The following is a 15,284-nucleotide window of genomic DNA, read 5'->3' as shown; positions in this document are numbered from 1 at the left end:
GGCATCCTGGGGCGGCTGCCGGCGCTGATGGCGCTGGGCGCCCCGAGCGTCGCCTCCTACCTGCGGCTTGTGCCGTCACGGTGGGCGGGTGTGTACGCCTGTTGGGGACGGGAGAACCGGGAGGCGGCGCTGCGGATGGCCCCGGGCCCGGCCGCGGCCGGTGGGCGTTCGGCGAACCTCGAGGTGAAGTGCTTCGATCTGGCGGCGAACCCCTACCTGGTCGTCGCGGCGCTGCTCGCCGCCGGGCAGGACGGGCTGCTCGTCGGCGCCCGGCTGCCCGCCGCGGTGGACGTCGACCCCGCCCGGCTGGAGGCCGCCGAACGCGACCGCCGGGGCATCCGACGGCTGCCCACGACCCTCAGCGCGGCGCTGGCGGCCTTCGAGGCGGACGAGGTGCTGCGGGCCGCCTGCGGGCCACGGCTGCACGACACGGTCGTCGCCCTCCGGCACGCGGAGATCCTCCGGTTCGCCGCCGCCGCGCCGGACGAGGTCGTCGCCGCGACCCGCTGGCGATACTGACCGTGTGCCGCCGGACGCGGCATGGAAGCGGATCGGATATAAACGTCGGGACGTCTTATGTGGCGAAGGCCACGTTGCTTTGGCGTGTGCGTGGGCCCTCCCTTCACAATGATGCGCACCCGTCCGAGGAGGCGCGTGTGCGCAAGGTCCTGGTAGCCAACCGCAGTGAGATCGCCGTCCGAGTTTTTCGTGCCGCCCAGGAACTGGGCCTGCGCACGGTTGCCGTCTACACCCCTGAGGACGTGTCCGCGCTTCATCGCACCAAGGCATCCGAGGCCTATGAGATCGGTGTTCCCGGGCATCCTGTGCGGGGTTATCTGGATATCGACGCGTTGCTGACGGTGGCCAAGCAGGCCGAAGCGGACGCGTTGCATCCGGGCTACGGCTTCCTGTCGGAGTCCGCGGTGCTGGCGGAGGCGTGTGCCGCGGCCGGGGTGACCTTCGTCGGCCCGCCGCCGTCGGTGCTGCGCCTGACCGGAGACAAGGTCGCGGCGCGGGACGCGGCGATGGCGGCCGGGCTGCCGGTCCTGCGCGCCTCGGCACCGTTGCCCGACGGTGTGGGCGCGGAGCAGGCCGCGGCGGCGGTGGGTTTCCCGCTGTTCGTGAAGGCGTCCGCGGGCGGTGGGGGACGTGGACTGCGCCGGGTGGAGCGCCCGGCGGATCTCGCGGACGCGGTGGGCCGCGCGTCACGGGAGGCGGCGGCGGCGTTCGGGGACGGCACGGTGTTCCTGGAACAGGCGGTCGACCGCCCGCGGCACATCGAGGTGCAGGTGTTCGCCGACTCGTACGGGAACATCATCCACCTGTACGAGCGGGACTGTTCGGTGCAGCGCCGGCATCAGAAGGTCGTCGAGATCGCGCCGGCGCCCGAACTGGACGAGGCCGTGCGCGCCAGTATCTGCGCGGACGCCGTGCGATTCGCTCGCCATGTCGGTTATGTCAATGCCGGTACCGTCGAATTCCTGCTGGGCGCCGATGGCTCCTACACCTTCATGGAGATGAATCCGCGGATCCAGGTGGAGCACACGGTCACCGAGGAGGTGACCGGCGTCGACCTGGTGGCCGCGCAGCTGCGCGTCGCCGCCGGTGAGAGCCTCGACGATCTGAACCTCAGCCAGGACCGGATCGCGCTGCGTGGCACCGCCATCCAGTGCCGGGTCACCACCGAGGACCCCTCCGACGGCTTCCGCCCCGACACCGGGACGATCAGCTTCTACCAGTCGCCCGGTGGTCCCGGTGTCCGCCTGGACGGGGCGACGTACGCGGGTGCGGAGGTCAGCCCGTACTTCGACTCGCTGCTGGTGAAACTGACGACCCGCGGCAGCACCCTGGAGAAGGCCGCCCGGCGGGCCCGGCGGGCCCTGGACGAGTTCCGCGTCCGCGGTGTCCGCACCAACATCGACTTCCTGGGGCGGGTGCTGGTCGACCCGGGTTTCCTCGCCGGCGGGGTCACCACGTCGTTCATCGACGAACGTCCCGAACTGCTGGTCCCCGGCCGCGGTGCCGACCGGACCAGCCGGATGCTCGCCCGGCTCGCCGAAAGCACCGTCAACGGCCTGCTGCGGCCCGCCGGTGTCCTCGTTGACCCGCGCACGGCCCTGCCGCAGCTGCCCGAGGTCCCCGCCGAACCTCGCGGGTCACGTCAGCTGCTGGCGGAGCTTGGACCGGCCGGCTGGGCCGCGCGGCTGCGCGCCCAGGAGACGCTGGCCGTCACCGACACGACGTTGCGCGACGCGCACCAGTCGCTGCTGGCGACCCGGCTGCGCAGCTTCGACATTCTCGCGGCGGCGCCCGCGTTCGCCGCGCTCACCCCGAACCTGCTGAGCCTGGAGGCGTGGGGCGGGGCGACCTACGACGTGGCGCTGCGCTTCCTCGCCGAGGACCCGTGGGAGCGTCTCGCCGCGCTGCGCGCGGTCGCGCCGAACATGTGCATCCAGATGCTGCTACGCGGCCGCAACGCCGTCGGCTACACCCCCTACCCGGACGATGTGGTGCGGGCGTTCGTCGCGGAGGCCGCGTCCACCGGCGTCGACATCTTCCGGGTCTTCGACGCGTTGAACGACATGGAACAGATGCGCCCGGCGATCGACGCGGTGCTCGCCACCGGCACGGCGATCGCCGAGGGCACCCTGTGCTACACCGGTGACCTGTCGAACCCCGCCGAGCGGATCTACACCCTGGACTACTACCTGCGGCTGGCCGAGCAGCTCGTCGACGCGGGCGTCCACGTCCTGGCGATCAAGGACATGGCCGGTCTGCTGCGTCCCACCGCCGCCAGCACCCTGGTCACCGCCCTGCGGGAACGCTTCGACCTGCCCGTCCACCTGCACACCCATGACACCGCCGGCGGCCAGCTCGCCACCCTGCTCGCCGCCGCCGCGGCCGGTGTCGACGCCGTCGACGCCGCCGCGGCCCCGATGTCCGGCGGCACCAGCCAGGTGAACATGTCGGCGCTGGTCGCCGCCACCGACCACACGCCCCGCTCCACCGGGATCGACCTGGGCGCCCTGTCGTCGATGGAGGCCTACTGGGAGGCGGTGCGGGACCTGTACGCACCGTTCGAGGCGGGCCTGCGCGCACCGACCGGCGCGGTCTACCGGCACGAGATCCCCGGCGGCCAGCTCACCAACCTGCGCCAGCAGGCCATCGCGCTCGGCCTCGGCGACCGGTGGCCCGCGGTCCAGGAGGCCTACGCGGTCGCGAACGACCTGCTCGGCAAGCCCATCAAGGTGACCCCGACCAGCAAGGTCGTCGGCGACCTCGCCCTGTTCCTCGTCGGCGGCGGCATCGACGTCGACCTGCTGCGCGAACACCCCGAACAGTTCGACCTGCCCGCCAGCGTCCTGGGCTACCTCGCCGGGGAACTCGGCACCCCCCCGGCCGGTTTCGCCGAACCGTTCCGCGAGCGTGCCCTCGCCGGACGACACCCGGAACCGCCCTCGGCCACCCTGGACGCCGCCGACTCCGCCGAACTCGACGCCGGTGGCGCCCGCCGCCGCGCGGCGCTGTCCCGGCTGCTGTTCCCCGGCCCGTGGAAGGACTACCTCGGCGCCGTCGAGGCCTACGGCGACACCTCCGTCATCCCCACCGAGGGCTATCTCTACGGCCTGCGTCCCGGCGTGCCGCTCGCCGTCACCCTGGAACCCGGTGTGGAGATCATCGTCGAGCTGGAGACCCTCTCCGAACCGGACGACGCCGCCCTGCGCACCCTGTACCTGCGGGTCAACGGTCAGCCCCGCCCGGTGCGGGTCCGCGACACCTCCATCACCGCCACGACCACCGCGGCCCGCCGGGTCGACCCCGCCGACCCGAAGCAGATCGGTGCCGGCCTGCCCGGCATCGTCACCTTCGTCGTCGGCGTCGGCGACACGGTGACCGCCGGCCAGAAACTCGCCGTCGTCGAGGCCATGAAGATGGAAGCCGCTGTCACCAGCCCCGTCGCCGGCACCATCGCCGAACTCGTGCGCACCAGCGGCGACTCCGTCGAGGTCGGTGACCTCCTGCTCATCCTGCGCCCCTGACTTCTGCCCCTGACCAGACGTGAAACGCCGGGCCGGCCCGTCCCAGGACTCTGACTGGGGCGGGCCGGCCCGGCGTCGTACCGGGACCGGAAGGCGGGTGGGCGCGGCTCAGGAGGCCTGGCTGGTGGCGGGACGCTGCGGACGGAAGACCCAGGCGCGCATCAGCAGGAAGCGGATGACGGTGGACAGCAGGTTCGCCAGGACCAGGACGGTGACCTCCAGGCCGCGTCCGGGATGACCACTGCCGGCGTGCAGAAGAGCGAGCGAGCCGCTGGTCAGCCCCAGCCCGATACCGAAGACGACAAGGCCCTGGAGATGGTGGCGGCCGGCCTGCTCGGGGCCGGTGAGACCGAAGGTGAGCCGACGGTTCGCCGCGGTGTTCGCCACGGCGGTGATCAGCAGGGCGAGCAGGTTCGCGGCCTGCGCACCGGTGAACGTCCGCAGCAGGACGAACAGAAGCAGGTAGGCCAGGGTGCTGGCGACGCCGATCGCGGCGAAGCGGACCAGCTGCCTCGGCAGCCCCCGTGGCACTCCAGGAACCTGCACGCCGTCTCCCGTATCCCTCGAACTGTCAGTGTTTCCGCTGGTCAGAGCACTACCGGCGGCGGCGGTCAGGGGTCCGCGGCCGAACTCGCGGCGCAGGTCCGCGACGGGGAGCGCGCCGCTGCCGAGAGCACGTAGCAGGCGGGCGACCCCCTTGAGGTCGGCCATGGCGGTGGCGACCACGTCGACCCGGCTGTCGGGATCGTCCACCCAGTCGACCGGCACCTCGTGGATGCGCATGCCGGCCCGTTCCGCGAGCACGAGCAGTTCGGTGTCGAAGAACCAGCCGGTGTCCTTGACCAGCGGCAGCAGCGCGGACGCCGCGTCCGCGCGGATCGCCTTGAACCCGCACTGGGCGTCGGAGAAACGGGCCGCCAACGTCCCCCGCAGGATCATGTTGTAGCAGCGGGAGATCACCTCGCGGCGCGGCCCGCGCACCACGCGGGACGTGCGGGACAGCCGGGTGCCGATCGCCAGGTCGGAGTGCCCGGTGATCAGCGGGGCGACCAGCGGCAACAGGGCGGCCAGGTCGGTGGACAGGTCGACGTCCATGTAGGCGAGCACCGGCGCGGACGACTCGCTCCACGCCGCCCGCAGCGCCCGGCCGCGTCCCTTGGCGTCCAGGTGGAAGGCCCGGACACCGGGCAGTTCCTCCTGGAGGGCCAGCGCGATGCCCAGGGTGTTGTCGGTGCTGGCGTTGTCCGCCACCGTGATCTGGAAGGGGTAGGGAAAACCGTCCCGCAGATGTGCGTGCAGCCGGCGCACGCACGGCGCGAGGTCGTCCTCCTCGTTGTAGACGGGGATGACGACGTCCAGGACGGCGACGGGATGCTGGTCGTCCACCGTCCGCTCGTCCTCCAGTGTTGCTGTCGTGGCCTGTGCCCAACCGCCGCCAACGCGCTGCACGGGGGCGGTGGAGGCAGTACCGGTCGCCAGGGATCGCATCGACGTCGTCATGACACTCACTCTCGGTCGGTGAGCTGTGGCACCCGTGTGCCGATCCTGTGTGGTGACTGTGAACAGCGACGGCCTCGCCCGGATGGGTGAGGCCGCCTGGCCTGCCACGTGGCCGTGCGTTCCAGCCCGAGGGGAAGGGGGCTGGAACGCACGGCCGGGTCGGGGGACCGCAGGGCCGCGGTCCGATCAGTGGTCGGGTCGGTGGGTCAGGTGGTCTGGGCGGTGGTCGCGCCGGTGGTCGAGGTGGACGTGGCCGTCTTCGGGGCGGTGAGGTCGTAGAGGGTGACCCCGCCGACCGTCCTGGCGGTGAAGTTCGCCTCGATCCAGCTCGCGATGCTGCTGGAGGCGCTGCTGCCGCCCATGGACTGGCCGAAGCCGCCGCCGCCGATGAAGTAATGGATCTTCTTGTCGCTGACGTACTTCTGGAACTCGGCGAGGGTGGGCGACGGGTCGCTGCCGTTGAAGCCACCGATCGGCATCACCGGCTTTTGCGTGGCCAGCTGATAGCCGGCGGCGCTGTTCGAACCGACCGCCGCGGCGACCCAGGTGTACTGGTCAGCGTTCTGCTTGAACAGGTTGACGATCTCCTGGCTCGGCTTGGCCGCGTCCAGCAGACCGCCCATGCCACCCCGACCGCCAGCGGCGCCCGGACCCGTCGCCGTACCACCAGTAGCACCCTGACCAGCCGTGCCGCCGCCGGTGCCCGTGCCGCCGCCGGTGCCCGTGCCGCCGCCGGTGCCCGTGCCGCCGCCGGTGCCCGTGCCGCCGCCGGTGCCCGTGCCGCCGCCGGTGCCCGTGCCGCCGCCGGTGCCCGTGCCGCCCTGGCCCGGCGCGGTGGCGCCGTTCTGGCCGGGAAGCGCGCCCATGCCGCCGGGGCCACCAGCGGCACCCGGGGCGCCGGGGAAGCCCTGAGCTCCGGCGCCGCGCTGGCCGAACCGTCCGAACTGGCCGTTGCCGTTACGACGACCCATCCCGCCGGGACCGCCGCCGAAACCGGCGCCGGCCGGACCGGCCGAGGGGATCGAACCGGTGTGCGGGGCGCCGGCGGTGGCGATCGTGTACGCGCCGGGGCCGAGCAGACCGGTGACCAGCGTCAGGATGGCGACGCCGAGCGCGGCCCGGCGCGGCAACCGGACGCAGGCGAGGAAACCGAGCGCGGCGATGATGCCGGTGACCAGCACCGTGTAGCGAATCCACGGGTTCCAGTCGGGGGTGCGGTCGAGCAGGTGGAACGTCCACCAGGTGGTCACACCGATCGCGGCGGCACCGGCGACCGCGGCGGCAGGATGGTGGCGCTGGCGCCAGATCAGCACCGCCCCCATGCCGACCACGGCGCCGATCGCCGGCGCGAGCGCGACGGTGTAGTACGGGTGGAAGATGCCCTGCATCTGGCTGAAGATGATCCCGGTGACCAGCAGCCAGCCGCCCCACAGCACGAGCGCGGCGCGCAGCCGGTCCGTCCGCGGCGCCCGCCGGGTGATCCACAGGCCCGCGCCCAGCAGGATCAGCGAGGCCGGCAGCAGCCAGGAGATCTGGCCACCGACCTCGTCGCCGAACATCCGCAGCCAGCCGGTCTGACCCCACATCCCGCCACCGCCAGGCCCGCCACCGCCACCGGGACCGCCCCCACCACCGGGGAAGGTGAACGCGCCGCCGGTACCGGTACCCGTGCCCGGTACGGCGCCGGCCGCCCCGTTCTGCAACGCGCCCCCCGCGGCCGTCCCGGCGGCCCGGCGAGCACCACCACCGCCGACGCTGCCGGTCTCGTTACCGGTGAGGCGTCCCAGCCCGTTGTAGCCCAGGGTGAGTTCCCACAGACTGTTCTTCTGGGAGCCACCGATGTACGGCCGGGACGACGCCGGAACCAGCTCGACGATCGCGATGAACAGTCCGGACGGAATCAGCAGCCCGAGCCCACCGGCCAGGGTCTGCCGGACCCGCCGCCAGAACCCGGTCGGCGCGAACGCCAGATAGACCAGGGCGAACACCGGCACCACGACCAGCGCCTGCAACAGCTTCGTCAGGAAGGCGAAGCTGACCAGCACACCGGCCAGCACCATCCACTTCGTACTGGCCTGTTCGACGGCCCGAAGCGTCGCGTACGCACCGCCGATCAGCAGCAGCACGAGCAGCGCGTCCGGATTGTTGAACTTGAACATCACCGCGGCGATCGGTGTGAGCGCCAACACCAGCCCGGCGATGAGCCCGGCCACCGGACCCGCGTACCGGCGCACCGACTTGTAGAGCAGCCCGACGGACGCCACACCCATCAGCGCCTCGGGAACAAGAATGCTCCACGAGTTCAGCCCGAAGATCCGCACCGAGAGCGCCATGATCCACAGGGACGCCGGCGGCTTGTCGACGGTGATGGAGTTCCCGGCATCCGAGGACCCGTAGAAGAACGCCTTCCAGCTCACCGACCCGGCCTGCACCGCCGCCGAGTAGAAGGCGTTCGCCCAGCCGGACGCGCCGAGATCCCACAGGTACAGCACCGCCGTGCCGATCAGCAGCACCGCCAGCGCCGGTCGCACCCAGCGCGGATCGGGTGCGTTCTCCGGCACCGCCCCGACGTCGGGCTGCCCCGCCTCACCGGAGCCAGCCCCGACCTCGGTCGGCGCGTCGGATCCGTCGGATCCTTCAGATCCGTCATGGTCGGGTGTTCCGGCCGGGCCTGTCCTGGTCCACGGCAACCTGCGACGGTGCCCGTGGGCACGCCGATCCCGCGCTTCGGGGATCGGGTCGGTGAGAGTCGACGACATGGGAATCACCCTGCGCCGCGGACCTTTCGGCTCCTTGTGTTCCACCTGTGACCAACCTGTGAGCTCCGCCCCCGGGTAGCCCCGGTCCCGGCCCCTGTCTCCGGTCGCAGTTACCCGGTGTGACGGATCTGCCGGGGGTCACGGGTATGCAGGGTGCACACGGGTCGTCGTGGGGGTGTTCGTGTCCTTTTTGCCCCCCACGGCGACCCGCGTGGGGGGATCTTGCCTTGGGGCTGTTGGCAGGCTGTGATGACGGCCCGAGCTGGTTGCCGTGCGTGAGGGTGGGGGTTGTTACGGTTGCGGAGAGTGGGCGGGCTGTCAGGGTCTGTTCGTGGATGAGAGGCTGGCGTGACCAGGGATCGGGCGGCGGAGCGCGGTGTCCGCGGAGGTTATGGGCGGGGCGACGGTGTGTGCCCGAGCGCCGGGGCGGCGAGGAAACCACCGGTGGGGGCGTCAATGGGCAGGTGATCCCCCCGGGCACGGCCGACGCCGCCGCCCATGGGATCCCCGACGGCGCCACCACCAAGAGCCCCGATCGCGCCACCACCAGGAGCCCCGACCGCACCGTTGCCGGGAGCGCCCATGGCGCCGTCAGCGGGAACGCCGAACGCCTCGCCGAGGGCGGAGCCGTCCGAGATGGGAAGGGAGCCGTCCGAGGACGTGCGGGGGAGGCGGACGACGAAGGCGGTGCGGCCGGGGACACTGCTGGCCTCGACACGGCCGTGATGGGCCTCGATGACGGCGGCGACGATCGCGAGACCGAGGCCGGTGCTGCCGGCGGCGCGGGAACGGGAGCTGTCGCCGCGGGCGAAGCGTTCGAAGATCTGCGGGAGGAGTTCGGGAGCGATGCCGGGGCCGTTGTCGACGACGGCGATGATGGCGTCGGTGGCCGTGGCGGACAGGCTCGCGGTCACCAGGGTGCCGGGCGGGGTGTGGGTGCGGGCGTTGGCCAGCAGGTTCGCGAGGACCTGGTGCAGGCGCGCGGCGTCGCCGGTGACGGAGACGGGCTCCTCGGGCAGGTCCAGGCTGAACCGGTGGCCGGGCGCGGCGACATGGGCGTCACTGACCGCGTGGACGACGAGGTCGGAAAGGTCGACCGACTCGTGCTCCAACGGCCGGCCCGAGTCGATCCGGGCGAGCAACAGCAGGTCCGAGACCAGGGATGTCATCCGGGCGCTTTCCGATTCGACCCGGCTCATCGCGTAGGTGACGTCCGGCGGGACCGGTTCGCGGGTGCGTCGGGTGAGCTCCGCGTAGCCGCTGATCGCGGCCAGCGGGGTGCGCAGTTCGTGGCTCACGTCGGCGAGGAACTGCCGCATCCGCGTCTCGCTGGCATGCCGGACGGCGAGCGCGTTACCGATATGACCGAGCATCTGGTTGAGCGCCGCGCCGACCTGCCCGACCTCGGTGCGCGGGTCGGTGTCGACCTCGGCCACCCGCACGGACAGCGCGACCTCGCCGCGTTCCAGCGGCAGCTCCGCCACCCGGGACGCGGTGGCCGCCACCCGGCGCAACGGCCGCAGCGTCACCCGGATGATGATCGTCCCGGCGATCGCGGTGGCCGCGACCCCGACCAAGGCGACCACCCCACCGATCACCGTCATCTTGGTCAACGTGGCGTTGACCTGCGCCATCGGCAGGGCGGTGACCACGGTCGTACCGTTCGCCCGCGTGGTGCTGATGATGCGGTACTCATCGCCACCGATGGTGCGGGTGTACGCGTTTCCGTCGCGGGGGACCGCGGCGATCGTTACCGCCTCCCCGTCAGTGACCGACTGCAGGGCGTTCGTGGACGAGTCGTAGGTCGCCCCGTAGAGGGTGCTGCCGTCGATCACCGCCGCGAGCGTGCCCGGATCCACCGGCCCGCGGAAGAACCCGTTCACCAGAGCCGTGCCGTCCAGCTCGTCCAGCGCGTTCTGCGCCGCCGTGGACGTGCCGCCGCTGGACGCCGCGACCGTGCGCACGACCACCGCCGTCTGCGCGTTCGCCGATGTTGTCGTTGTGGTCGCGGATGTGGTGGTGGCGGTGGTACCGCTGCCCGAACCCGTCGCACCGCCCGATCCGGTGCCGCTGTCCGACTCCGAGCTGTCACCTGAGCCCGTGCCGCTGCCGGACCCCGTGCCGTAGCCGCTTCCGTAGCCACCGCCGTAACCGCTTCCGGGCAGCAGGCCGGCCCCGGCAGGGGGCAGACCGGGGATGCCATCGCGGCCCCACCGACGGCTGGTGTCCACGAGCTGATGGTCAAGCTGGTTGATCAGGACACCGCGCAGAGCCGCCGCCGTGACGAACACGATCGCCATGGACGCGGTCGCCAGCAGCACCATGAGCAGGGCGATCAGCCGGGCACGCAAGGACCAGCGGGCCGGTGAGACCTTCCGCCCATGCCCCGGCTCGCCGCCGCGAGCAGCCCTGCTGCGGCGCGCACCGGAACGTCGCCCCGGCCTGGGGACCGGACCCGAGGCGCCACCGGGCAGCTCTGCGACAGCCATTCAGATCAACCCCGTCAGCCCCGACGGCCCAGGCCGCCACCAGCCGACGCCGACGCCGACACCGCCGAGGACGACACCGCCGAGGTGCCAGCCCCGGGCGGACCAGGCGCACCCTGGGCCTGATCGGCCGGACGCAGGACGTAGCCGGCACCGCGCATCGTGTGGATCATCGGCGGACGTCCGGCGTCGATCTTCTTACGCAGGTAGGAGACGTACAGTTCGACCACGTTGGCCTGACCGCCGAAGTCGTAGTTCCACACCCGATCGAGGATCTGCGCCTTGCTCAGTACCCGACGTGGGTTGCGCATGAAGAAGCGGAGCAGCTCGAACTCGGTGGCGGTCAGATGGACGGGCACCCCTCCACGGTCCACCTCGCGGCTCTCCTCGTCCATGGTGAGGTCGCCGACGACCAGCCGGGCACCCTGCGCGGCCTCGGTGTTGCGCGCCGCCCGCCGCATCAGCCCCCGCAGCCGCGCGACCAGTTCCTCAAGGCTGAACGGCTTCGTGACGTAGTCGTCGCCACCCGCGGTCAGCCCCGCGACCCGATCCTCGACGGCATCGCGAGCGGTGAGGAACAGGACGGGCACGTCCGGACTCTCCGCTCGTAGCCGCCGCAGCACCTCCAGCCCGTCCATGTCCGGCAGCATGATGTCGAGCACGACCGCGTCGGGCCGGAACTCGCGTGCCAGTCGCAGGGCGGTCCGCCCGTCCCCAGCGCTGCGCACTTCCCAGCCCTCATAGCGCAGCGCCATCGACAGCAGCTCCGCCAGTGTCGTCTCGTCGTCCACCACGAGTACCCGCACCGGTTGCATGAGGACAGCCTCTCCCAGATCCCTAGCCGTCAGCTGAGTCCTCGCTGTGAACTTCCTGTGAGTGCCCCACGAGTGTGGTGGACACCGTGATGGAGCGCAGGCCTCCATCGAGAGGCATCCTGAGGGTGCTGTCGTCGCAGGTCAGCCCGCGGCAAGGCCGGGATCGAGGGCGGCGGCTATCGAAGGGGCGTCGCGTCGGATGACCGCGAGGATGGACTCGAGTGCCTCGTAGTGACCTGTCTGCATGGCGGCGGACCGCAGAGCGAGGCCAGCCAGGGCGAGATCACCGTTGGGCGGGGCAGCGGGTGGTCGAATGCCACGGTGAAGTGGCAGGTTGCCGCCGGGTGTGGAGCGCCGGTAGGTCGCGTTCGCAGCCGTGCACAGTTCGTTGATCGAGGCAGCCAGCAACTGGCGGAGTTGGGGCGGCATCGAGACACGCATCTTCGAGACGTTGATGTTGAAGGCCGGGTCCAGCGAGGTGTCGAAGTCGAGGTGTCGAAGTCGAGACAGGCGCGGGCCAGTTTGAGATGCTCGTCGATCCCGCGGATGCCGGCCCAGCCACCCCACTGGACCAGCCGATCTGCCCGGTAGACGTAGAGGCCCTGCTGCCGGTTCCAGTTCAGCGGGCCCGAGAGCCGCTCGAACTCCTCCGGTGAGGAGAACTGAGGACGGGCGGGAAGCACGAATCGCCGTAGGCGAACGGTGCCGGAGTGATCACCAGAGGTGACGTCGAACCGTTGCGCCGGCAGCTCGTGACGATGTTCCTCGTCGGGCGCGAAGGGGTTCCAGGGCTCCACCTTTTCGCCGTTCACCGAGATGGTGACTCTTCGCCCGTCGGGCAGGCCCTCGATGAAGCGATGGAACACCACGGCGAGATGCTCCGCCGTCCTGCGGGCGTAGCTGTCGAGGCGGCGACGCGCCCAGCCGCCGTCCGGACGCCTTTCGGGCAGTACGCGGTCCAGAGCACGCCAGAGCACGACGGTTCCCGGGGCGTCGCCGAGCAGCTCCTGCGCGCGGTCGATCCCGGGGCTGCGGCGTGGCGCGACGACCAGCCACTCGTCGAGCTCCTCGACAAGGTCAAGGTCGAGCTCACGGACGAACACGCGGTCCGCCGAGGCGGACCGTCGGGTCACCACGGTGACGGACCTGCCCTGTGAGAGGGACGCGGTCTTCAGGCCGAGGCCGTAGCGTCCCAGGTCGCTGTCCTGGTAACTACGGCGCGAGCCGAACCGGAGCGCCTCGACCAGCGCGTTCTCGCTCATGCCAACTCCGTCGTCCGCAATGAGGACGCGGGAGTCGGTGCCGTCGAACTCGATGATGACCTGAATGTGGCCGGCGTCGGCGGAGATGCTGTTGTCGACGAGGTCGGCGATGGCGGACGGGAAGTCGTAGCCGACGTCTCGCAGCGACCGTGTGAGTCGTGCGGCCGAAGGGGTGACCTCATAGGTTCGTCCACTTCGCACGTAATCTCCCCCTCCTGTCCGGATCTGAGCGACGTCCAGGATCCCACAGGCGGTCCGGCAGGACGGCACGTATGTCGCACTCGGCTCGTGCTGTTGTCGAGCTCCTGAGCCCGACGCGCCGGTGCTGCTGTGGACGGTGTGGTTCGCTTCCGAGGTTGTGCGAGATTCCTGGCGCGGTAGAGGTTGACCGATTACCGATACGAACGTATGTTCGATATTGACGGAGTCCTGATGCGGCGGTCTCGGCCGGATGGCTCGACGGATGGGAGTGGTAGCCTTTGGCCCTCTGTGTCCGGAGTTGGTGTCAACCACCACGGCCACCGATCGTCTGTGTCGGCTGAGGCATGTCCGTACTGACGCGTTCCTTGGGGGAGGGTGACGGTGGCCACGTATGGCGTGCGCCTTGAGCGCAGTGATCTGCTGCAGCTGAAGCCCTGTCCCGGCACTCCGGCAGAGGAGGACTTCGGCGCCTGGTGTCTGGCTGAGCAGGCGTCCGGCCGGCCTCTGGCGGTGGATCTGTTCAGTGGTGCAGGTGGTCTGAGTCTGGGTCTGGAGCAGGCTGGTTGGACGGTGGTCGCTGCCGTCGACCATGATCCGCGTGCGGTGGAGACGCATCGTGCGAACTTCCGCGGCAAGGCAATGCAGCTTGATCTCAGCGAGCCCGAGAAGCGTGACGAGCTGGTCGGTGCGCTGGCCGGCGTGGAGATCGACCTTGTTGCGGGCGGCCCGCCCTGTCAGCCGTACAGTCGGGCCGGCTCAAGCAAGATCCGCAGTCTGGTCGCGCGGACGTCGCGGGCACGTTTCGATCCACGGCGTGAACTCTGGGGCGCCTTCCTCGCGGTGGTGCTCGAGCTGAGGCCACGTGCCGTGCTGATGGAGAACGTGCCGGACATGGGTCTTGGCGACGACTTCCAGACGGTGCGTCGGATCGTCGGTGATCTGGAGAGGTGGGGCTACGCCACCGAAGTGAAGATCATCGACACCTCGAAGTTCGGTGTGCCACAGCACCGTCGCCGGCTCATGCTGCTTGGCCGTCGGGATGGCAGCTCCTTCGACTGGCCGGCACAGGACGAGCATCCGCAGGTCACGGTGGCTGACGCGATCGGCGACCTGCCACCGCTTGAACTGACGACCGGTGCGCGGGAAATGATCTATGTTGCAACGGAGATGTCCGGATTCGCCCGTCGGATGCGCGAGGGTGCGGACAGCGCGGTGATCCACGATCACTTCACCCGTCCCGTCCGTGATGATGACCGCCGGGCGTTCGCGCTCATGGACGAGAAGACCCTGTACTCAGAACTTCCAGCGGAGATGCGCCGGTACAGGAGCGACTCCTTCGATGACAAGTACAACCGACTCGGCTGGGCCGAGCTCAGCCGAACGATCACCGCGCACATTGCGAAGGACGGTTACTGGTATATCCATCCGCAGGAGCTGCGGACCCTGACCGTGCGCGAGGCGGCCCGGCTCCAGACGTTCCCGGACCGGTTCAGGTTTGCCGGCTATCGCAGCGACGCCTACCGGCAGATCGGCAATGCGGTCCCGGCCGCTGGCCGGGGAGGCCGCTGCGCGTGCTCTGCGGCCACATGCGGCCGACGAACAGCCGGCGGATGCACTGGCCGAAGAGCAGGCCCTGAACTGGCCGACGGTGCACCAGCAGCTGGAGAACTGGGCTACGGGCCTCGCCCGCAGCGAGGCATGGACTGCGGTTCCAGGTAGGGCGATGACCCCGATGGTTGCCTTGGCCTGCGCGTTGTTGTCCAGACCGTTTCCGATCCAGGCAGATGACCTGCCGGTGCTCGGATGGCTGCGCGATCGAGATCGGCTCGATGAGGAGGGCCTGAGGACCGTTCTGCACCTGGCGCCGCCCAACAGCAGACGCCGGCTTGGCCGGCTTGGCCGGCTCAAGAACGCGCCGCTGCCGCAGGATGCGGAAGCTGTCATTGCCCAGGTCGGCCTACGGCCGGCGGAGGCAAAGGTGTTCCGTTTGCTTCGCGGCCACGATGTCCTGCTCGCGAGTGCGAGCACGGTGCGCCTCGCCGCGCGGTTCCGCGGGACCCGGTCACATGAGCAGAACCCGTTGACCGACGGCCGCATCGACCTGGCCAGGCTGGTCGGGACCGATGATGCCGCCCCGCTGCGGATGGCGGCTGTTCGGCACCTGAGCATGACAACCTGCGGGCCGGAGGCCTCCGGTTGCCGGACCTGTCCGTTGCAGTCC

7 protein-coding genes and 2 pseudogenes are annotated in these 15,284 nt (G+C 70.7%); 4 read left to right on the top strand and 5 right to left on the bottom strand.

Annotated features, from left to right (window positions below; translation table 11 throughout):
• Positions 1–519: pseudogene (locus G6R24_RS10400) on the top strand (glutamine synthetase); the annotation flags it as partial.
• Between the two features lie 137 nt (positions 520–656).
• A complete protein-coding gene (locus G6R24_RS10395) occupies positions 657–4,040 on the top strand; it encodes a pyruvate carboxylase (protein WP_163549056.1) in 3,384 nt (1,127 codons plus the stop codon).
• Between the two features lie 108 nt (positions 4,041–4,148).
• Here G6R24_RS10395 and G6R24_RS10390 read toward each other — a convergent pair whose 3' ends face one another.
• From G6R24_RS10390 to G6R24_RS10370, 5 genes are all read right to left on the bottom strand, one after another.
• Positions 4,149–5,540 (bottom strand): bifunctional glycosyltransferase family 2/GtrA family protein, encoded by a 1,392-nt coding sequence (locus G6R24_RS10390; RefSeq protein WP_163549055.1) that lies wholly within the window; start codon positions 5,538–5,540, stop codon positions 4,149–4,151.
• Between the two features lie 206 nt (positions 5,541–5,746).
• A complete protein-coding gene (locus G6R24_RS10385) occupies positions 5,747–8,299 on the bottom strand; it encodes an ArnT family glycosyltransferase (RefSeq protein WP_163549054.1) in 2,553 nt (850 codons plus the stop codon).
• Between the two features lie 389 nt (positions 8,300–8,688).
• Positions 8,689–10,788, bottom strand: a complete 2,100-nt coding sequence (locus G6R24_RS10380; protein ID WP_163549053.1) for a sensor histidine kinase — start codon at positions 10,786–10,788, stop codon at positions 8,689–8,691.
• 14 nt (positions 10,789–10,802) lie between these two features.
• Positions 10,803–11,600 (bottom strand): response regulator transcription factor, encoded by a 798-nt coding sequence (locus tag G6R24_RS10375; protein ID WP_192029118.1) that lies wholly within the window; start codon positions 11,598–11,600, stop codon positions 10,803–10,805.
• A gap of 176 nt (positions 11,601–11,776) precedes the next feature.
• Positions 11,777–13,063: an ATP-binding protein gene (locus tag G6R24_RS10370; RefSeq protein WP_225438360.1), complete on the bottom strand. Its 1,287-nt coding sequence runs from the start codon at positions 13,061–13,063 to the stop codon at positions 11,777–11,779.
• A 381-nt stretch (positions 13,064–13,444) separates the two neighbouring features.
• Here G6R24_RS10370 and G6R24_RS10365 point away from each other — a divergent pair, with 381 nt between their 5' ends.
• Together G6R24_RS10365 and G6R24_RS22260 are read left to right on the top strand one after the other, a co-directional pair.
• Positions 13,445–14,782, top strand: coding sequence for a DNA cytosine methyltransferase (locus tag G6R24_RS10365; protein WP_225438359.1), 1,338 nt, complete (start codon positions 13,445–13,447; stop codon positions 14,780–14,782).
• A gap of 13 nt (positions 14,783–14,795) precedes the next feature.
• Positions 14,796–15,284: pseudogene (locus G6R24_RS22260) on the top strand (DNA cytosine methyltransferase); the annotation flags it as partial.

The sequence above is a fragment of the Candidatus Frankia nodulisporulans genome (assembly GCF_902806475.1).
Taxonomy (GTDB): domain Bacteria; phylum Actinomycetota; class Actinomycetes; order Frankiales; family Frankiaceae; genus Frankia; species Frankia umida.
Note: the sequence above shows the minus strand (reverse complement) of the source record. Positions and strands in the feature narration are given on the sequence as shown.

Excerpts from the sequence above, each read along its gene's own strand:
- G6R24_RS10380 (WP_163549053.1), bottom strand. The coding sequence starts at position 10,788 with ATGGCTGTCGCAGAGCTGCCCGGTGGCGCCTCGGGTCCGGTCCCCAGG.
- G6R24_RS10375 (WP_192029118.1), bottom strand. The coding sequence starts at position 11,600 with ATGCAACCGGTGCGGGTACTCGTGGTGGACGACGAGACGACACTGGCG.
- G6R24_RS10385 (WP_163549054.1), bottom strand. The coding sequence starts at position 8,299 with ATGTCGTCGACTCTCACCGACCCGATCCCCGAAGCGCGGGATCGGCGT.
- G6R24_RS10390 (WP_163549055.1), bottom strand. The coding sequence starts at position 5,540 with ATGACGACGTCGATGCGATCCCTGGCGACCGGTACTGCCTCCACCGCC.